The 19,620-nt window shown below is 36.7% G+C and carries 18 protein-coding genes; 2 read left to right on the top strand and 16 right to left on the bottom strand.

Translation table 11 applies throughout. The features are described from left to right. Positions 1-156 precede the first annotated feature (156 nt). The 16 genes from guaB to rpmH all read right to left on the bottom strand — a co-directional run bounded on the left by guaB (position 157) and on the right by rpmH (position 16,234). On the bottom strand, positions 157-1,641 hold the full coding sequence (gene guaB / locus EHR_RS04555; RefSeq protein ID WP_010720519.1) for an IMP dehydrogenase: 1,485 nt from the start codon (positions 1,639-1,641) through the stop codon (positions 157-159). Positions 1,642-1,961: 320 nt separating this feature from the next. After that, positions 1,962-2,657 (bottom strand): DUF1129 domain-containing protein, encoded by a 696-nt coding sequence (locus EHR_RS04550; RefSeq protein ID WP_010720518.1) that lies wholly within the window; start codon positions 2,655-2,657, stop codon positions 1,962-1,964. An 86-nt stretch (positions 2,658-2,743) separates the two neighbouring features. Further along, on the bottom strand, positions 2,744-3,844 hold the full coding sequence (gene ychF, locus EHR_RS04545; RefSeq protein ID WP_010720517.1) for a redox-regulated ATPase YchF: 1,101 nt from the start codon (positions 3,842-3,844) through the stop codon (positions 2,744-2,746). 8 nt (positions 3,845-3,852) lie between these two features. Beyond that, entirely contained in the window at positions 3,853-4,044 is a 192-nt protein-coding gene (locus tag EHR_RS04540; protein WP_010720516.1) for a DUF951 domain-containing protein, read from the bottom strand. A 120-nt stretch (positions 4,045-4,164) separates the two neighbouring features. Next, a complete protein-coding gene (locus EHR_RS04535; protein ID WP_010720515.1) occupies positions 4,165-5,055 on the bottom strand; it encodes a ParB/RepB/Spo0J family partition protein in 891 nt (296 codons plus the stop codon). Continuing rightward, positions 5,042-5,809: a ParA family protein gene (locus EHR_RS04530; RefSeq protein WP_010736770.1), complete on the bottom strand. Its 768-nt coding sequence runs from the start codon at positions 5,807-5,809 to the stop codon at positions 5,042-5,044. Before EHR_RS04530 ends, EHR_RS04535 begins: the two co-directional genes overlap by 14 nt. 11 nt (positions 5,810-5,820) lie before the next feature. Then, entirely contained in the window at positions 5,821-6,534 is a 714-nt protein-coding gene (gene rsmG / locus EHR_RS04525; protein ID WP_010720513.1) for a 16S rRNA (guanine(527)-N(7))-methyltransferase RsmG, read from the bottom strand. Between the two features lie 338 nt (positions 6,535-6,872). Then, on the bottom strand, positions 6,873-7,904 hold the full coding sequence (locus EHR_RS04520) for an FUSC family protein (RefSeq protein ID WP_010736771.1): 1,032 nt from the start codon (positions 7,902-7,904) through the stop codon (positions 6,873-6,875). Positions 7,905-8,476: 572 nt separating this feature from the next. Continuing rightward, the gene (gene mnmG, locus EHR_RS04515; RefSeq protein ID WP_010720510.1) at positions 8,477-10,375 is read right to left on the bottom strand and encodes a tRNA uridine-5-carboxymethylaminomethyl(34) synthesis enzyme MnmG; all 1,899 of its coding nucleotides are present in this window, start codon (positions 10,373-10,375) and stop codon (positions 8,477-8,479) included. 15 nt (positions 10,376-10,390) lie between these two features. Continuing rightward, a complete protein-coding gene (gene mnmE, locus EHR_RS04510) occupies positions 10,391-11,788 on the bottom strand; it encodes a tRNA uridine-5-carboxymethylaminomethyl(34) synthesis GTPase MnmE (protein ID WP_010736772.1) in 1,398 nt (465 codons plus the stop codon). 605 nt (positions 11,789-12,393) lie between these two features. Continuing rightward, a complete protein-coding gene (locus EHR_RS04505) occupies positions 12,394-12,597 on the bottom strand; it encodes a hypothetical protein (RefSeq protein WP_014834379.1) in 204 nt (67 codons plus the stop codon). 16 nt (positions 12,598-12,613) lie between these two features. Further along, positions 12,614-13,771 carry a hypothetical protein gene (locus tag EHR_RS04500; RefSeq protein WP_014834378.1) on the bottom strand — a complete coding sequence of 386 codons (1,158 nt, stop codon included), beginning with the start codon at positions 13,769-13,771 and terminating at the stop codon, positions 12,614-12,616. 255 nt (positions 13,772-14,026) lie between these two features. After that, the gene (gene jag / locus EHR_RS04495; protein WP_010736774.1) at positions 14,027-14,794 is read right to left on the bottom strand and encodes an RNA-binding cell elongation regulator Jag/EloR; all 768 of its coding nucleotides are present in this window, start codon (positions 14,792-14,794) and stop codon (positions 14,027-14,029) included. Then, complete coding sequence (locus tag EHR_RS04490) at positions 14,781-15,629, bottom strand: YidC/Oxa1 family membrane protein insertase (protein WP_014834377.1); 849 nt, start codon at positions 15,627-15,629, stop codon at positions 14,781-14,783. The genes jag and EHR_RS04490 overlap by 14 nt, the downstream gene beginning before the upstream one ends. Continuing rightward, complete coding sequence (rnpA, locus tag EHR_RS04485; protein ID WP_010720505.1) at positions 15,626-15,982, bottom strand: ribonuclease P protein component; 357 nt, start codon at positions 15,980-15,982, stop codon at positions 15,626-15,628. The genes EHR_RS04490 and rnpA overlap by 4 nt, the downstream gene beginning before the upstream one ends. A gap of 117 nt (positions 15,983-16,099) precedes the next feature. Next, positions 16,100-16,234, bottom strand: a complete 135-nt coding sequence (gene rpmH / locus EHR_RS04480) for a 50S ribosomal protein L34 (protein WP_002293121.1) — start codon at positions 16,232-16,234, stop codon at positions 16,100-16,102. A 530-nt stretch (positions 16,235-16,764) separates the two neighbouring features. Here rpmH and dnaA point away from each other — a divergent pair. Together dnaA and dnaN are read left to right on the top strand one after the other, a co-directional pair. Beyond that, on the top strand, positions 16,765-18,099 hold the full coding sequence (gene dnaA, locus EHR_RS04475; RefSeq protein WP_010720504.1) for a chromosomal replication initiator protein DnaA: 1,335 nt from the start codon (positions 16,765-16,767) through the stop codon (positions 18,097-18,099). A 189-nt stretch (positions 18,100-18,288) separates the two neighbouring features. Then, positions 18,289-19,419, top strand: a complete 1,131-nt coding sequence (dnaN, locus tag EHR_RS04470) for a DNA polymerase III subunit beta (protein WP_010720503.1) — start codon at positions 18,289-18,291, stop codon at positions 19,417-19,419. Positions 19,420-19,620 lie beyond the last annotated feature (201 nt).

Raw genomic sequence — 19,620 nt, 5'->3', positions numbered from 1 at the left:
TTAAATCAATCAATTAGATAGAACTATCGCATCCGCTGACAACAAAAAAACACCAAAGCTAGTAAGATTCTACTAACTTTGATGTTCATAAATCGAGCATTGTTACTTTAAATCTGGCATTCTGCTAGATTTCCCACTACTTTTATCTCTTTTTTATTAAGATTCTACTGAATAGTTAGGTGCTTCTTTTGTGATTTGGACATCATGTGGATGGGATTCTTTCAACCCATTGCCACTCATTTGGATGAATTGTGCTTCGTCACGCAATTGTTTCAAGTTGCCTGCCCCAACATAACCCATACCAGATTTTAATCCACCGATCATTTGGAAGATAATATCCGCAACGCTTCCTTTGTAGGCCACACGTCCTTCGATTCCTTCTGGTACTAATTTATTCGCTTCATTGACGCTACCTTGGAAATAACGATCTTTTGAACCTTTTTCCATTGCGCCCAATGAACCCATACCACGATAAGTTTTAAAACGTCGTCCTTGGAAAATCTCAAATTCACCTGGAGATTCATCTGTACCGGCCAACATACTACCTAACATGACGGCATGTCCTCCAGCAGCTAATGCTTTGACGATATCACCTGAATATTTGATTCCGCCATCAGCAATAATTGCTTTGCCATATTGTCGTGCGACAGAAGCAGCATCATAAATCGCTGTTAATTGTGGTACACCTACACCGGCAACCACACGTGTTGTACAAATTGATCCTGGTCCGATACCGACTTTTACGACATCCACACCAGCATCATATAATGCTTTTGTTGCTTCCGCTGTCGCTACGTTACCGGCAATCAAAGTAGCATCTTTAAAGGTAGAACGAATTTCTTGGATTTTACGAATCACTCCAGCACTATGACCATGTGCTGTATCAATAACGATCGCATCTGCTCCTGCTTCCAACAAGGCACCTGCACGCTCAAATGTATCACTTGTTACACCAACAGCAGCAGCTACAAGTAGACGTCCATGTTCATCTTTGGCAGCGTTGGGAAATTCAATCACTTTTTCAATATCTTTGATTGTGATCAATCCACTTAAACAACCATCGTTGTCAACGATAGGTAATTTTTCAATTTTATGTTTTTGCAATATTTTTTCTGCGTCTTTTAGAGAAGTACCGACTGGGGCTGTTACTAAGTTTTCTTTGGTCATCACATCATTGATTTCCATATGATAATCAGTTACAAAGCGCATGTCACGGTTCGTAATAATACCAACAAGTTTTCTGTTTTCTAAAGTCTCAACGATCGGTACACCGCTAATTCGATATTTGCTCATCAATTCTTCTGCATCTGCTACAAGATGTTGCGGTGTTAAGAAAAATGGATCAATGATCACACCACTTTCAGAACGTTTGACTTTGCGCACTTCGTCTGCTTGTTGACTAATTGTCATATTTTTATGAATAACACCTAATCCACCTTGTCTAGCCATCGCAATAGCCATCTTACTATCAGTTACAGTGTCCATACTTGCACTGATGATCGGGATATTCAACTTAATATTTTTTGCTAATTGTACACTCATATCCACTTCGTTTGGTAACACGTGACTTTCTGCTGGTATCAGTAAGACATCATCGAAAGTAAACCCTTTTTTCGTGAACTTTGTTTCCCAGTTGGACATTTTTAGTACCACTCCTCTAGTTTTTAGTTTATCTATTAAAATAATCGATTTTTTCTATTAAGTCAACCGTCTTCCCATAATCCGGACTGTTTCTAAGAATATCCTTATTATAAGCGTTTCCATCACAAGTCATATATGGTTAATAACGAGAAACTCTTTTAAGAGAAGCTACTGATTAAATTTACCAAGTTTCTCAAATTTTTGTTCTTTCTGTTTTAACCATTTCTCCATAAAAAATAAGAGACCACTATTCAAAACAAACAACTGTTTCAAATAATGATCCCTCATCATTGATATACATCGAATCGTACTTTAACGAATTATCTTCTAGGTACAGATAAACTTCCAACGATTCCATATTTTTTCTTCATGTAATAACGCAAAGCTAGTGCAGCAGCCCCAATAATGATGATAACTACTGGATCTAACAACGGATTCAGTACTGGAGGAAGAAGTGTGGTAGCGGAAAAGGCAACCACCCAGACCAATGTAGTTCCAGTTAAGATCAACAATGTTTTACCCATACCTGGCTTTTTACTACGATCTGCTCCCGGATACTCATATTGATAAATGTATTTATACATCAGGTAAAATACCCAACCACCAACAGCTGATCCGAAGACCAAAGTTGTGATTCCATAAGCTGGCGTTGTTCCACGTGAAAACAATCCGGTAATAGCAATCATGATACTCAACAAACCTAATAACAGGAATGTATTGTCTAGCCACATCAATAGTGGTTTAGAATTTACCTTTGCTTCAACTGGTTTGTTGATAATTGCTTCAGTTCTTTCAGAGACAGTTCCAAATAATTGTCTGGCTGTTTTTCCACCTTTTTGTTCAGACACTAAGGTTGGAAGGATGTCATGAAGTGCTTTTACCTTTTCCTCTTCGGATAGATTAGCTGCTTCTAAAGATTTTTTTAAGTCAAAAATATATTGTTGGTTTCTTTTAGTTAATTTTTCTTCTAATTGATTGTTTTCTTTTACAATTTCACGTAATTGTTCTGATTCCATGATCTAAATAGTCCTCCTTAGCCGCTACTTTAACGGTTGTCACAAAAGACATTCTAACATACTATACGTATCGTTTGATAGCCCTTTTATACATTAAAACGGAATAACATAACGTCGCCATCTTGGACTACATAGTCTTTACCTTCTAGACGAACACGGCCAGCTTCTTTGGCAGCATGCATATTTCCATAATGATCTAGATCTTCAAAAGAAACAGTTTCCGCACGGATAAATCCACGCTCAAAGTCTGAATGGATAATCCCAGCTGCTTGAGGTGCTTTGATGCCTTTTTTAAATGTCCAAGCCCGAACTTCTTGTTCTCCTGCTGTAAAGTACGTAGCTAATCCTAGCAAATCATAAGCTGCACGAATTAATTGATCTAATCCAGACTCTTCAATTCCTAAAGCTTCTAAGAATTCTGCTTTATCTTCTTCATCTAGTTCAGCAATTTCTTCCTCTGCACGTGCGCTGACTACGATAACTTCTGCATTTTCTTCGGCAGCAAAATTACGTACAGCTTGAACGTAGTGATTCGTATCGCTATCTGCTACTTCATCTTCTGCAACGTTTGCTACATATAAGATTGGTTTGGTAGTCAATAAAAACAATGATTTAACGATTTTTTGTTCTTCGTCCGTAAATTCGATAGAGCGAGCTGAACGTCCTTCTTCCAGGACTGGCTTGATTTTATCTAAAACAGCTAATTCAGCAACTGCATCTTTATCTTTCGTTTTTGCGATTTTTGCTACTCGAGTATAGCGTTTAGTGATCGATTCCAGATCTGCCAATACTAATTCTAGATTGATCGTATCAATATCCGCTAATGGGTCAACTCGTCCTTCAACATGTGTGATGTTGTCATCATCGAAACAACGGACCACATGACAAATCGCATCAACTTGGCGGATATGACTTAGAAATTGATTTCCCAAGCCTTCCCCTTTACTTGCACCTTTAACGATTCCTGCAATATCCGTAAATTCAAATGTTGTTGGCACGGTTTTTTTAGGATGAACAAGTTCAGTTAAGCGTTGTAAACGCCAATCGGGAACTTCTACCATTCCTACATTCGGATCAATGGTTGCAAAAGGATAGTTCGCTGCTTCTGCTCCAGCTTTGGTGATTGCGTTAAATAAAGTTGATTTACCGACATTGGGTAATCCAACAATTCCAGCAGTTAATGCCATAGATTTATTCACTCTTTCTCTGCATTTTTTTCAAGTACTTTTTTTAATTTTTTCTCAAATTCTCGACGAGTCATCATAACGATGTGCCCGCAATTGACGCATTTGATTTTGATGTCCGCTCCCATGCGGATGATTTCCCAACGGTTGGTCTGACAAGCATGAGGTTTTTTCATTTCAACAATATCATGTAAGTCGTACATAAAAGTCCCCTCCTTTAGTCATTTCTCTTAAGAACGGTTCCCACGTCTTTTTTGATATTCATATAGTGATCGTAAAAATTAAGGTTGATTGGTCTGAATTGAACGCTTCTTTCCTATTACTTATTCTTCATCGAATTGAATATTAAGGATATCAAGGATTCTTGTCAAATCATTTTGCGAAAGGTACTCAATTTCAATCTTTCCTTTACCGTCTTTTTCTTGGATAGCAACACTTGTACCAAACTTATCCATCAAGCGGTCTTCACTTTCACGTATATAATAAGGCTTTTCTTTTGCTAGTCGAGGGATTTTCTTTTTTTCTTTCCCATCGTTTTGATTTAATTGCGAAACAATTTGTTCCAACTGACGAACCGTTAGATTCTCCATAACTGCTCGATTCGCTAATTTTAGAATCAAACTTTTGTTTTTTAGACCTAATAAGGTACGAGCTTGTCCCATCGATAATCGTTGATCTTGGACCATTTCCTTCACTAAATCAGGTAACGTTAACAGTCGGAGATAGTTTGCGATATATGGACGACTTTTACCTAAGCGTTTCGCTACTTCTGCTTGCGTAAGTTTAAGATTTTTCATCAGCATATCATAGGCTTCAGCTTCTTCTAATGGGTTCAAGTCTTCACGTTGCAAGTTTTCCAAAACAGCGACTTGCATCATTGCTTCTTCATCAAAGTCACGAACAATTGCAGGGATGGTCGCTTTTTCTGCTAACTTAGAAGCTCGGAAACGACGTTCACCAGCAATGATTTCATATCCTTTTACTGCCGAACGACGGACGATAATCGGTTGAAACACGCCTGATTGCTCAATGGAGTTTGCCAATTCTTGAAGCGAGACTTCTTCAAATGTTTTACGTGGTTGATAAGGGTTAGGGCGTAATTCGTTTAGTGGTAATTGTACAACTGTTTCATCTTCAACATCCACAGTTTCTAAATTCTCTAAATCTTGAAATAACGCATCGATCCCTCGTCCTAATCCTTTACTTTTCTTCACGGTTAACCACTTCCTTTGCCAATGCTTGGTAAACTTCAGCTCCTCTAGAACGTGGATCATAATCAATGATCGGCATTCCATGACTTGGTGCTTCTGAAAGACGAATATTTCTTGGAATAATCGTTTCATAGACCTTCTCACGGAAATACTTTCGGACTTCTTCCACGACTTCATTTCCTAAGTTCGTACGTGCATCATACATTGTAAGTAAGACGCCTTCAATCTCCAATTCTGGATTGAAATGCTTTTGAACTAAACGAACTGTATTGAGTAATTGACTCAATCCTTCTAATGCATAATATTCACATTGCACTGGGATCAGAATAGAATCGCTAGCTGTAAATGAATTAATAGTCAAATGACCTAATGAAGGTGGGCAATCAATCAGAATATAATCATATTGATCGTTCACTTCGGCTAAAGAACCTTTCAAGCGAGACTCTCTGGCCATCATTGAAGTTAATTCGATTTCTGCTCCTGCTAATTGAAGAGTGGCAGGCACAATACTCAAATTTTCATGTTCGGTAACAAGAGTTGCTTCGGCAATCGGTAGCTCATTGACTAAGACATCATAAATATCTTGAGTAACATCTGGTTTTCGAATACCGACACCACTTGTGGCATTGCCTTGTGCATCCATATCCACTAACAAGACTCTTTTACCAAGACTAGCTAAGCAAGCACCTAAGTTAACAGTGGTCGTCGTTTTACCTACGCCACCTTTTTGGTTTGCAACAGATATTATTTGTGCCATCTCTTCTCCTCCTACTTGATTGGTTGCTTATTTGGCATACCAGGTTTTCTTGGGTATTTTTTCGGGGTGACTTTCTTCTTTTGGATTACCAAAATATGTCGCTTGTCAGATATTTTCGGTAATTCTATCGCATCTTCTTTGATAAACTTTCCCCCTAAGATTGCGATCGCATGCTTGGCTTCTATTAGTTCTTCTTCGCTTTTTGCAGCTTTCAGCGCATAAAAGTATCCTTCTTGCTTCACTAGAGGCAAACATAGTTCTGCTAAAACATTCAATCTTGCTACAGCGCGAGCAGTCACTAAGTCAAATGAAGCTCGGAATTGAGGATTTTGACCAAATGTCTCGGCACGATCGTGGTGAAGTGCCGCTGTGATACCAAGTTCTTTTGTTAATTCCGTTAAGAAGTTGATTCGTTTATTCAGTGAATCAACGATCGTGATCTGTAAGTTAGGAAACGCAATTTTCAGTGGAATACTCGGAAAACCTGCGCCTGAACCTACGTCACAAAGTGAAAGAGGCTGAGAAAAGTCCACCTCAAAAGCTAACGTTAATGAATCATAGAAATGCTTCAAATAAACGTCATTTTTTTCCGTGATGGCTGTTAAATTCATTTTTTCGTTCCACTCAACTAACCACTGATAGTAACGTTCAAATTGACTCATTTGTTGATCAGATAAATGGATGTCTTTATCTGCCAATGCTTGACGAAATTCTTCTGGTGTCATAATTAATCCTTTCATTGTGAAACAGCAATTGTTTCACGAAATCTCTTTTTACTTTAACGCAAAATGAACCGAGTTGCAATCTTTCTACCGGTAAATTTATAGGAGGTTTTAAAAAATTAAAAAGGAAGCACTAGGAAGTACACATCCTTCTATATGTAAGTAATTAAAAAAAATAAATGCCTTAACTAGGTTATCTCTAATTTTTAACGCCAGTTGATTTTTTATTCAAATTTAAACAAAAAATGAACACATATCAAATGTATGGGTTAAAAAAATCAGCTCGTCTTTGATCCTCACTTCAAAAACGAACTGGCTTTTTTTGTATATACTTTTATTTATTATTTTGTCTCTAATTTTCTCCGCACAACATTGAGATAGTGCTGTAACCCAACGGTCATGACCCATGCAGCACCTAAACCAATAAAACTTCCGATAACGATTCCCAAAAAGCGATATTCGATCAAGGATATCAAGTAGGCCCCACGAATTAGTGTCGATAACATCAGTGCCATCGGATTAAGAAAAATGTTGGCAACCGCATAATTTCTAGCAACCAAAAATTGTGAGATACCGTAAAGAAAAGTGATCAGAAAAATCGTTTGTAACTGAGTAAATGGTACAAAGGATAAAACAGCCGACACACATAAGCCCCCCATGGAACCAATCAAATATTGTACTTGCCGATGTTTCATTGCATCCAAATTCTCAGCTAAAAGAATAGAAGCACAAGAAAGAGTTAACCAGTAAGGATTGTGTAACTGCAATCCGTGACTAATATAGACGGAAAGAAATAAAGCAACACTGTAGAAAACAGAATCAATGATTACTAACGGTTCTTCTTGGAATCTCTCTTTTAAAGAGATTTGTTCAATGGCTTGTTCTGGACGTGAATCAAGTAACTTGGTGATAACTGCAGCAATCAATGAAAACATGACCCCCATGAAAAAATAAAGAGAAACCATTGGCAAATGATCAATCGGTAACTGCATACTTGTTCCCATCGCCGAAAGCATCGCAAAAAATAAGCCACCTGGTTTTGAAATATGGAACAACCGCAAAATAAACCGGCTGGCAAAAGCCACTACAGCTACAGCAAAAGGTTCCAACCATAAAACATAGGTTGATAACATTCCTAATACAAAGGCAAATAAAAGTCCACAACCAATGAAAAACATGCGCTTAATTAAATGTTTCATGGGTATATTTTGATAATAGAAAAAAGTAAAGATCCCTAATGAAGAAAAACTTGAAATCAAGAAATTCTGGTTTATGTATCCTAACCATAGTACGATAAAAATCAATAGCATCAGGTTCATGATACGAAATGGGTTATCTTGAATCTTATTAAAACGAAAATAAGTTTTGAACAACCAATCGCTCCTTTCTTCTATCTTTATTTAGATGTTGAGGCTCCAATGTTTCGCTCTCGTTTCTATCAACATCATTTAGTATAACAACAATTTCTTTATTTTTCATAAAAAATTAAGTGGGGGTTGAGACAAAAGTGTTTAGCATCAAGAAAGAAGAAAGAATTTCCAGAAATTGACAGAAAACACAAACACTAGTTTTTGCTGTTGATTGTTACCTACTTGATACTTCTCAAATTTTTGGCTCAGTCTATAAATAGGAGGAGACTCGAGACTTACGAGGTAATTTCCCATCAATTCTAGCTCAACCTACCCAATTGAATTGTGCCCTGAAAAAAGGAGATTTACACCATCAAAAAATGGACAAAAAGCAAAATACTTCCTATCCATTGATGGTGCTAAGATTTCTCTTTACTGGTATCGTTGCTAAAAAGACGAAAAAAAACTATCTTCTAGAGATTCCAACAGGAGTATCTAGCTCTGAGAAATAAGCCGGAGAATCCAAAAATAGTTCCTCCTATTTTTTGAAATCTTCGGCTAATTTTCCAATGTAGCTACTTCTGGAAAACCGTAAATCAGAGGTTTTCCACTTTCGCAATCTTCCCTTGTTCGATGTAGACCATCAAAATACTTAGATCAGCGGGGTTTACACCACTGATACGGCTAGCTTGAGCGATGGTTTCTGGTTGGATTTTTTGTAGTTTTTGTTTTGCTTCTGTAGCCAATCCATTAATTGCTGCGTAGTCGATATTTTCTGGTATTTTTTTGGCTTCCATTCGTTTTAATTTTTCTACTTTTTCAAGTGCTTTTTTAATGTATCCTTCGTACTTAATCTGAATTTCAACTTGTTCAATTTCTTTCGCTGTCAATGCTTCATTTTCCGGAATAAACAACATTAAATCGCTGTAGCTAATTTCAGGTCGCTTCAAAAAGTCACTCGCTAAAACCCCGTCTTTTAATGGCGCAGCATTGATAGTTGCCAAAAATGCTTGGACTTCTTCTGTCGGTTTGATCCGGACAGTCATCAAACGTTTAATTTCTGCTTCAACAGCAGCTTTCTTTTTCAGATAAGCTTGGTATTGGTCTTCTTTGACTAAACCTACTTGGTGTCCCATCTCCGTCAAACGTAGATCTGCATTGTCATGACGCAATAATAAACGATATTCAGCACGTGAAGTGAGCAAGCGATAAGGTTCATTGGTTCCTTTAGTCACTAGGTCATCAATCATAACACCAATATAACCGTCACTGCGTTTGATGATCAAAGGCTCTTTTCCTTGGACTTTGAGCGCTGCATTGATTCCAGCAATCAGACCTTGGCCCGCTGCTTCTTCATAACCACTAGTCCCATTCGTTTGACCTGCAGTATAAAGGTTTTCGATGACTTTCGTTTCGAGCGTTGGACGTAATTGATGGGGTTCGACAACATCATATTCGATCGCATATCCCGTACGCATCATTTCAACTTTTTCCAGTCCTGCGATAGAGTGTAGCATATCCACTTGGACATCTTCTGGTAATGAAGTCGATAATCCTTGAACGTATACTTCTTCCGTATGCAAGCCTTCTGGTTCTAAAAACAATTGATGTCTTGGTTTATCTGCAAAACGTACGATCTTATCTTCAATCGATGGACAATAGCGAGCGCCCACACCTTCAACGATTCCAGTAAACATCGGTGCACGATGCAAGTTATCACGTATGATTTTATGAGTCGTTTCACCGGTATAAGTCAACCAGCAAGATTCTTGTTCTAAGTTGTACGCACTATCTGGCGTGCTAAAACTAAAATGATTTGGTTCTTTATCGCCAGGTTGCTCTTCAGTCACTGAATAATCAATCGTACTTGATTTAACCCGAGGAGGTGTTCCTGTTTTGAAACGATCAATCGCAAAACCTAATTCTTTTAGATTATTAGCTAATCCAACAGAAGGCTGTGAATTATTTGGTCCAGATGAATACTTCAATTCTCCAATGATGATCTCGCCTCGTAAAGCTGTACCAGCAGTAATAACAACAGCTTTTGCTTGGTAGCAAGCACCAGTTGACGTCACCACACCTCGACAAACGCCCTCTTCGACGATTAATTCTTCGACGATTCCTTGACGCAACGTCAAATTAGGTTCTTTTTCTATCGTATGCTTCATTTCTGCGGAATAAGCATGCTTGTCTGCTTGCGCTCTTAAAGCACGCACAGCAGGCCCTTTTCCTGTGTTTAACATTCTCATTTGAATGTACGTTTTATCGATATTTTTACCCATTTCGCCACCAAGAGCATCGATTTCTCTCACTACGACACCTTTTGCTGGTCCTCCGACTGAAGGGTTACATGGCATGAACGCTACCATGTCTAGGTTGATAGTTAGTAATAACGTTTTGGAGCCCATTCTGGCTGCAGCCAACGCTGCTTCTGAACCAGCATGTCCTGCCCCTACAACGATGACGTCATAAGTATCTGCTTGATAATGATTCAAGTACATTTCCTCCTTTTATTTTCCTAAACAGAATTGACTGAATAATTGAGTGATTAATTCATCTTGTACACTGTCTCCAACGACTTCCCCTAAGTAGTCCCAACAGCGTGTCATATCGATTTGAACAAGATCTACAGGCATCCCTGCTTCAATCCCAGCAACTACTTCTGCTAATGAAATTGATGCTTTTTCAAGTAGAGCAATATGTCTGGTATTTGATACATACGTAGCATCTCTTTCACCGGTTTGCCCACCAAAGAATAAATCAGCGATAGCTGTTTCTAATTGATCTAAACCATCATTTTTAGCCACAGAAACGGCAAACACCGGTTCATCTTCTAACCACTGATCAAGTTCTTCTTTTTCTAACTTTTGCGGCAAATCTGTTTTATTTAAAAGTACAATCCGTTTCAAACCGTTAGTGGCTTCTAAAAGCTGCTCGTCTTCTCTGGTCAGTGGCTCACTTTGATTCAAGACCAATAAAATCAAATCCGATTCAGATAATGCTTTTCGACTTCTTTCTACTCCGATCTGTTCAACGAGATCTTCTGTTTCACGGATTCCTGCTGTATCAATTAATTTCAATGGTACACCACGAACGTTCACGTATTCTTCGATGACATCTCGTGTCGTTCCCGCAATATCTGTTACAATTGCTTTTTCTTCTCGCAATAAGTGATTCAACAAGCTTGATTTTCCGACATTTGGACGACCGATGATAGCTGTACTTAATCCTTCACGCAAGACTTTTCCTTGTTTCGATGTAGCAAGTAAAGCTTGGATCCTTTGTTGGATCATCGTCGCTTTTTCAAGCAATAATCGTGTAGTCAATTCTTCCACATCATCGTATTCAGGATAATCGATATTGACCTCCACTTGTGCTAATGTTTCTAAAATTTCTTGTCTTAATGAACGAATCAACGAAGAAAGATTGCCATCTAATTGATTTAAAGCTAATCCCATTGCTTTGTCCGTTTTTGCCCGAATTAAATCCATCACGGCTTCTGCTTGAGAAAGATCCACACGACCATTTAAGAAAGCTCTTTTTGTAAATTCTCCAGGTTCAGCTAGTCTTGCTCCTTCTCGTAATAGCAGTTGTAAAATTTGATTTACGACTACGATCCCACCATGACAATTGATTTCAACGACATCTTCACGAGTAAATGTTTTAGGTGCTAACATAACAGAAACCATCACTTCATCAATGATCTGTTCATTCTTTGGATCAGTAATATGCCCATAATGAATCGTATGACTAGGTACTTCCAATAAGCTTTTCTTGCCACAACGATAGACTTTATCTGCTAAAGCTACCGCTTGGTCTCCACTAAGTCGAACAATACTGATCGCTCCTTCTCCTGGTGGGGTAGAAATTGCAGCAATCGTATCAAATTCTAAAGTAATTTCAGCCATTTTTTCACTCCCTTTTTAATTTTACGCACAAAAAAAGTGCCCACTTCACCCTTTACAATAAATGGTGAACTTCGCACTTTGACTGCTTGTCCATGATTAAATTCTGAACATAGGTTATCATATTTAGTTACAAGACACAAGTATTGAAAATAGAGAACTCTGACAACTTCTGCTTTTTTACAATATCGTAAAAATTTTTTTCATTTATACATTCATTCTGATTTGAGGATATTGTACATTCTTTTTATTTCATCCTTTGTATCGTCGCGATCCTTTTCACGACTATTCAACATAAAAAATAGCCATTCAAAACAAATCGCTATCTCATCTCAGTTCTACAAAAAAACACACGAAGGCTAACCTCCATGTGCTTTTTCTATCAAAGTAAGACTACTTAAGCATCGTATACTCCGATAAGAATGATTTCTAATAAAATATACTTTGTTTAAAAAAGTTTGTCAATGTGATTCCTAAAAAGAACCACGCATATCAACCATTAAATTTTGTTTTTCTCAATATAACTGATCTTCTATGTATGATTGAATGAATTTTCAACTATAGGATAAAACGACATTTATTTTATCCCTATTCAGGAGGGTTTACCTCTATCTTTCCAATCCAGAGTTTAGTCTTTCTGCTTTTTTCTTTTTTGAAACTTTTTTATTTACAGCAGCAACTTTTCTCAGGTATTCTTCACCCGTTTTTCTATTATGTAACTCGTTTTTAACATCTTTCTGATTTATAAGAAACTGGTTTGTAAGCACGTCTCCAACTTTTTCTCCAGCTTCATTTACAACATCTATTAACAATTCTTTTTTACTATTTTCATGCTTGGCGTCTCTTGCGCCAATTCTTTTTATTTTTAAGAAAAAACGCGTAATTCTGATCAAGTAAATCACTATAACTCTGGTTCTTGACCTCATCTTTAGCAACTTTTAGCAGCATTTCATCCATACCCTCAATTTGTTTACATTGATCATACTCTTTGTCTTTAATAATTGCCTTAGTTTTATAACCTAGTGTATATTTGAATGCTAATCCTATATTTTTTACGATACATGCCCCTGTCATTTGTGACCTTGCAACATAATTTTCAAACTTACATTCTGATGCATGATGATGAAGCTCTTTTAACGGAAATTCTGTTGTCTTATGAAAAAACAACATATATTTATCTTGAAAAAAGCTTCCAAAGCTCACACCTTCTTTTCGGGACAAACTTAAAAAATCTCGCCATGTAGGAGCATATCTTCCTATACGAACAGCTTTTGAAATGGCTTCTATGTTTTCTTTTGATTCTTCAAACTCATATACATAGATTGATTTTAATTGTTTGGTATCCAGATCTACCCACAATTTTTCTACTGCTGCGAAACTCTCTACACATTCTGCTTTATCCTCCTTACTAACGCCTTTCCAAAGGTCTAATTTCTCTTTATCGGAAAAATCATTCCAGTTTTCCCATTGATAAAACGACGCTATTTTATTTAAATGCTCAAGAGAAATTTTTCCATCAACATTTGGCGCTTCATTAGGTACAAGTTGACCTCCTTTATTACAAACGCGCACTTTAATTTTATTGTCTTCTTTTTGAATAAGCAGGCTGACACTATGAACATCGCCTGTTCTTCGGTTATACATGATTGGTATAACTAAAAAACTATCCGGATCATTATTTACCAAGTCTTTCATGCATGGCTTAAAATATTTGTTATCGTAACTACATCCTATACTACCGTTTAAAGAGTTTATTAAGTTCTTTCGTTCTCTACCATTTTCTGTAAACTGTTCAGGATTTTTTTCAACTACCTTTTTATACAAATACATATACTCTATAAGGTTATCATATTTTACTCCAGCCTCATTATCCAGCATATTGGAAGTCCAATTCCATTTTTGATTAAAGACATGCGACATTTCTGCAATATATTTTTGTTCATTTTTTACATATTTTTCACGAGCTTTTTCGATATCTTTTATCATTTTTTTCTTTTTTCTCTTCCATTTTTCCCTTCCTTTCCCCCCAGTCGTATTCACAGTAACATAGATTATTTTGGAGAAAGAAACTTTTTTTTAGAAAACAGAGAAAAAAAGATTTCTTGCAAAACACAACAAAAATAAAGTAGCGAAAAAGTAATCAGTTTACTTTTTCGCTACTTCATTGATTTAAACTTCTCTTATTTATCAAGCATTATTTCATTAACAAGCATTTGTTAATGAAGGAAACTCTTTTAGTGTTTATAATCGTTTTTTTACAGGTTCTACTACTAGATAACGATAAGGCTCGTCTCCTTCAGAATGAGTTTTCACATATTCATTCTTGCTTAATGCCGCATGGATTTGTTTTCTCTCAAATGCCGGCATTGGTTCTAAGAAGACTGGTTGACCGGATTTAATTGCTTTTTCGGCAGTACGATCTGCTAAGCGTTGAATGATTTCTTGTCTTTTTTCACGATAATTACCAACGTTTACTACTACAGATAGTTTATTTTTAGCAATACGGTGAATGAAAACTTGGGCTAAATACTGCAACGCATTTAATGTTTTGCCGTGTTTGCCAATTAAAATCCCTTGTTTTTGTGTATCTAATTGAAAAACGACGGTATTTGCTTCGCGGGTCATTTTTACTAAAGCTGGCGCATCTAATTGCTTGGTAATATCCGTGAGATAGACTGCTAATTCCGTTAAAGCTGCTTCATCGCCTAATTCACTGGTTTCTACTTCTTCTGGTTGGTCTTCTGTGAAGACTTCAATGGTTTCAGTTTCTTCTATCGTTTTTTCTAAAGGTTCTTCTAAAACTTCTTCTACCGTTTCTTCAATTGCTTCTGAAACAGTTTCACTAATTGAAGGTTCAATCTTAAGACGAGCATTCTTACGCCCGATCCCCAGAAATCCTTTCTTACCTTCATCTAGTATCTCAATTTCAACTTTCTCTTTATCCAATCCTAAATCGTTTAAACCAAGTTGGATTGCTTCATCAATTGTCGCAGCTTCATAAATCGGCATTAGCATTCCCTCCCTTATTTTTACGTTTTTTCTTCGGACTCATGGCTTTTTTCAACGCACGTTCTTTTTCACGAATACGTTGAGCTTCTTCTTCTCGCTCTTTTCTAATCTTAAATGGATTATTGATTAGTAATGTTTGAACGACTTGGAAAGCATTAGATATTACCCAATATAATGAAAGACCACTTGCTAAGTTGACCCCCATAACTAAGATCATCACAGGCATCACAAAATTCATGATCTTCATTGATGCATTTGATTCAATTTGACTCATGCTACTTAGATACGTACTTGCAAAAGTAAATACCGCAGCAAGGATCGGTAAAATAAAGGTTGGATCTGCTGTTCCTAGATTTAACCATAAAAAGTTTCCTTGTTTTAATTCAGGCACACGTGAAATCGATTGCCATAACGCCATCAAAATCGGCATCTGTACTAACAACGGTAAACAACCAGCATATGGGTTCACATTATTTTCCGCATATAAACGTTGTTGCGCTTCACGTAACTTACTTTGTGTCTCAGGATCTTTTGAACTATATTCTTGTTGTAGTGCTTTTAATTTTGGTTGAAGTTCTTGGGTTTTTCGCATACTCTTTGTTTGAAAATGCATCAACGGCATCAAGATCACACGAATGATCAAAGTGAATAAAATAATCCCAATCCCTGCATTTCCAAATGACAATGCCTTGATCGCTTCTGCAAAATAATAAACGATGTAGCGATCCCAAATTCCTGTGCTTTGTGCACTTACTTCTCCAGTTCCACAACCGGATAAGACAACGACTAGACTGATAATGCCTGCCATCAAAAGTAAACGTTTGTATTTCTTCACTTACTCTTTTCCTCTCTATCGATTATTTTTGCAAGTTTTAAGACATGGACTAGATTGGAACGAATCTCATCGTAAGTTAGTCCCTTGACACTTGGTCTTGCAATCACGATAAAATCCAATTCCGGATCGATCTGTTCTTTTACAGAATAGACCGCCGCACGAATCTTACGTTTTACCTCATTGCGACATACTGCATTGCCCACTTTTTTACCTACTGAAAGCCCGACACGAAAATGTGGCTGGTCTTTTTTTTCTAAGCGGTAAACGACAAATTTACGATTAGCAAATGACGTTCCTGTATGGAATACGTTTTGAAACTCTCGTTCTTTTTTGACTCGATACGCTTTTCTCATTCGTTTTCTTTCCTTTTCTATCTTTCACTTACGTCCATAATCATAACATATTTCTCTTTATTCTTTCAGCTTTTCCCTAAAAAAGGGCATAAAAAAAACCACTGAAACCCCAGTGGCTTAAGCTGAAAGAACTTTTCTTCCTTTACGGCGACGGCTTGCTAAAACACGACGGCCATTTTTAGTACTCATACGTTTACGGAATCCGTGAACTTTTTGACGTTTACGTTTATTTGGTTGGTATGTTCTTTTCATGTATTCCACCTCCAAAATTTCTTATCTACTGTTAAAACACAGACATACTTTGATAGTATAACGACAATCAAGGTAATTTGTCAATATAAAATGAAAGGAAACTTCTGGATTTATGCATTCTATTTTTCCACAGTTTAGTTTTTTTCGTGTGATTCGTTTGTGGAAAAAGTTATACACAAGATTTATCCACAATTATTTTTAGGGTTTTTTACACAGAATAAACACCTGTAAAAAAAGTAATCCACAAACAGTCATTTATCTGTGAATTGAATGCTTAACTCCTTGATAAACAAAGATTTTTTATCCACAACCTACCTGGGATTTCTGTCTTTAAAACACACTTATCCACCTGTTGATTAGTGATGTGGATAAGTATTTTTCCTCGTTGTGATTTTTTTTGTTTTTTTCTCTCTTAATTTTGTGGATAATCTCAAATAAAAAATTTTTTCTGCTCTTTCTGTGGAAAACTATATGAAAAAATGATAAATTAGTACTAGTTATTCACTTTTTAATGAAGGAGGAAGCCTTATATGGTATCCCTCGATGCTTTATGGAACGAATTAAAAACAACTTATCAAAAGGATCTCTCACCTGCGAGCTATAATACTTGGATCGAAACCGCTCATCCACGTTCATTGGATCAGAGTCAATTAGTCGTCGAAGTACCAAGTAAAATTCATAAAGAATATTGGGAAAAGAATCTAACAACCAAAATTGTTGAAGTTGGTTACATGCTAACTGGAAAAGAGATCATTCCAAGGTTTGTAACTGGTGAAGAGGTGGAGCAAGAAGTCGTCGAAGAAATTAAAAGTCCTAAAATACCTGTTGCAAATCCAATAAAGAAGGCGATGTTGAACCCGAAATATACATTTGATACCTTCGTTATCGGTAAAGGAAACCAAATGGCTCATGCGGCAGCTTTAGTCGTTGCAGAAGACCCTGGTTCCATTTATAATCCTTTGTTCTTTTATGGTGGTGTCGGCCTCGGTAAAACCCATTTGATGCATGCTATCGGACATCAAATGTTGTTAAGCGAGCCTGATGCAAAGGTCAAATACGTTAGTAGTGAAACATTTGCCAATGACTTTATTAACTCGATCCAAAACAAAACTGCAGAGGAATTTCGCCAAGAATACCGAAACGTCGATCTTTTGTTGGTCGATGATATTCAATTCTTTGCTGAAAAAGAAGCAACACAGGAAGAATTTTTCCATACTTTCAATGCACTCTACAATGAAGGAAAACAAATTGTATTGACGAGTGATCGTTTACCAAATGAGATTCCAAAATTACAAGAACGTTTGGTTTCACGTTTTGCGTGGGGATTGTCAGTTGATATCACACCACCCGATTTAGAAACGAGAACTGCGATTTTACGTAAAAAAGCAGCAGCCGAACGTTTGGAAATACCCGATGATACCTTGAGTTACATTGCCGGACAAATTGATTCAAACATCCGTGAATTAGAAGGAGCACTCGTTCGCGTTCAAGCATTTGCTGCGATGAATAGTGAAGATATCTCAACTAGTTTAGCTGCAGATGCACTGAAAACACTAAAATCTGGTAAAGGTCATCCGCAATTATCTATCTTACAGATCCAAGAAGAAGTCGCGAAATATTATCATATTCAGTTAAAAGACCTAAAAGGAAAAAAACGTGTCAAATCAATCGTTGTACCGAGACAAATCGCTATGTACTTAGCAAGAGAGCTAACGGATAGTTCTTTACCAAAAATTGGTGCTGAATTTGGTGGGAAAGACCATACAACAGTGATTCATGCTCACGAAAAAATCCAGCAATTAATGGAATCAAGTGTCAGCATGCAAAATGAAGTATCCGAAATCAAAAATTTCTTATTAAATTAACTTTGAAAAACGAAAAAACGCTTTGTGGATAAAGTCAAAAAAAGCCTAAAAGTTATACACAGATTTTCCACAGCTGTTTTTTCTTTTATTTCTTGCATTTTTTTAGTTTTCCACAGAATCAACAGTACCTAATACTTTTATTATTTATATATTAACTAATAATAAATAAACGCTTAAAGGAGACACAACATGAAAGTAACTTTAAATCGAGCAAGTTTTATGCAAGAATTGCAAACTGTTCAACGTGCTATTTCAAGTAAAACCACTATTCCAATCTTGACTGGAGTCAAAATTACTTTGACTCAAGAAGGATTAACGCTAACTGGGAGTAATGCAGATATTTCTATTGAAACTTTTTTATCTGTTGAAAATGAAAAAGCCCAAATGCAAATTGAATCAACTGGAGCAATTGTGTTACAAGCTCGTTTCTTTAGTGAAATTATCCGTCGCTTACCAGAAGACACCTTTACTCTTGAAGTCTTAGAGAATAAACAAGTAGCCATTACTTCAGGAAAAGCCAACTTCTTAGTAAATGGGTTAGATGCAGACAATTACCCTCATTTACCTGTCGTTGAAAGCCATAATCAAATGAAATTACCGGTACATGTCTTAACGAAATTGATCAATGAAACAGTATTCGCTGTCTCACAACATGAAAGTCGTCCAATTCTAACAGGGGTCCATTTTATTTTAGAAGGAAATTCTCTTTTGGCTGTCGCAACTGATTCCCACCGTCTAAGCCAACGAGTGATTCCAGTTGAACAAGCAGCTGATCATTTTGATATCGTGATTCCTGGTAAAAGTCTGACTGAATTATCTCGTTCATTGACAAATGAAGAAGAAATCGTTGAGATCAGTATCATGGAAAACCAAGTACTCTTTAAAACAGAAAACATGTATTTTTATTCCCGTCTGTTGGAAGGAAACTACCCCGATACGAATCGGTTGATTCCTTCAAGCTTCAACACAGAAGTAGAATTTTCTGTTCCAAGTTTCCTTGCAGCGATTGAACGTGCCTCATTACTTTCTCATGAAGGACGTAATAATATCGTTCGTTTATCCATCCAATCAGATGCGGTGATTCTATATGGAAACTCACCTGAAATCGGAAAAGTAGAAGAAAGTCTGAATTATGTGGCAAGTAGTGGGGATCCTTTGGATATTTCCTTTAACCCTGATTACATGAAAGCTGCGTTACGTGCGTTTGGTGATATGAGTATCAAAGTGAAATTTATTTCTTCTATTCGTCCGTTTACATTAGAACCAACAGAAGATGGTGTTCAATTTATCCAGTTAATCACACCAGTACGTACGAACTAATCTGTATATCATTTTGAAAAAGTAATGAAAAAAACAAAAATAAACAAAAAGCCATAAAATCACTTTTAAGGCTCTTTTGTTTATTTTTGTTTAAAACACCTTTTTTCGCTTAAATCGTCTTATATGGAAAAATATATGGATAAATTTGTTTTATTGCCTAAAAAAAGGTATAATAGAGTATACATTTATTAATGAAAATGA

Origin of the sequence: Enterococcus hirae ATCC 9790, from assembly GCF_000271405.2 — a bacterium.
Taxonomy (GTDB): Bacteria; Bacillota; Bacilli; order Lactobacillales; family Enterococcaceae; genus Enterococcus_B; species Enterococcus_B hirae.
The sequence above is the reverse complement of the archived record's forward strand: the minus strand, read 5'-3'. Positions and strand labels throughout refer to the sequence as shown.

Coding starts and splice junctions, on each gene's coding strand:
- rnpA (WP_010720505.1), bottom strand. CDS start 15,982: ATGAGAAAAGCGTATCGAGTCAAAAAAGAACGAGAGTTTCAAAACGTA.
- rpmH (WP_002293121.1), bottom strand. CDS start 16,234: ATGAAAAGAACATACCAACCAAATAAACGTAAACGTCAAAAAGTTCAC.
- EHR_RS04540 (WP_010720516.1), bottom strand. CDS start 4,044: ATGTACGACTTACATGATATTGTTGAAATGAAAAAACCTCATGCTTGT.
- EHR_RS04530 (WP_010736770.1), bottom strand. CDS start 5,809: ATGGCACAAATAATATCTGTTGCAAACCAAAAAGGTGGCGTAGGTAAA.
- guaB (WP_010720519.1), bottom strand. CDS start 1,641: ATGTCCAACTGGGAAACAAAGTTCACGAAAAAAGGGTTTACTTTCGAT.
- rsmG (WP_010720513.1), bottom strand. CDS start 6,534: ATGACACCAGAAGAATTTCGTCAAGCATTGGCAGATAAAGACATCCAT.
- mnmE (WP_010736772.1), bottom strand. CDS start 11,788: ATGGCTGAAATTACTTTAGAATTTGATACGATTGCTGCAATTTCTACC.
- ychF (WP_010720517.1), bottom strand. CDS start 3,844: ATGGCATTAACTGCTGGAATTGTTGGATTACCCAATGTCGGTAAATCA.
- dnaA (WP_010720504.1), top strand. CDS start 16,765: ATGGTATCCCTCGATGCTTTATGGAACGAATTAAAAACAACTTATCAA.
- EHR_RS04550 (WP_010720518.1), bottom strand. CDS start 2,657: ATGGAATCAGAACAATTACGTGAAATTGTAAAAGAAAACAATCAATTA.
- jag (WP_010736774.1), bottom strand. CDS start 14,794: ATGCCGATTTATGAAGCTGCGACAATTGATGAAGCAATCCAACTTGGT.
- dnaN (WP_010720503.1), top strand. CDS start 18,289: ATGAAAGTAACTTTAAATCGAGCAAGTTTTATGCAAGAATTGCAAACT.
- EHR_RS04500 (WP_014834378.1), bottom strand. CDS start 13,771: ATGATAAAAGATATCGAAAAAGCTCGTGAAAAATATGTAAAAAATGAA.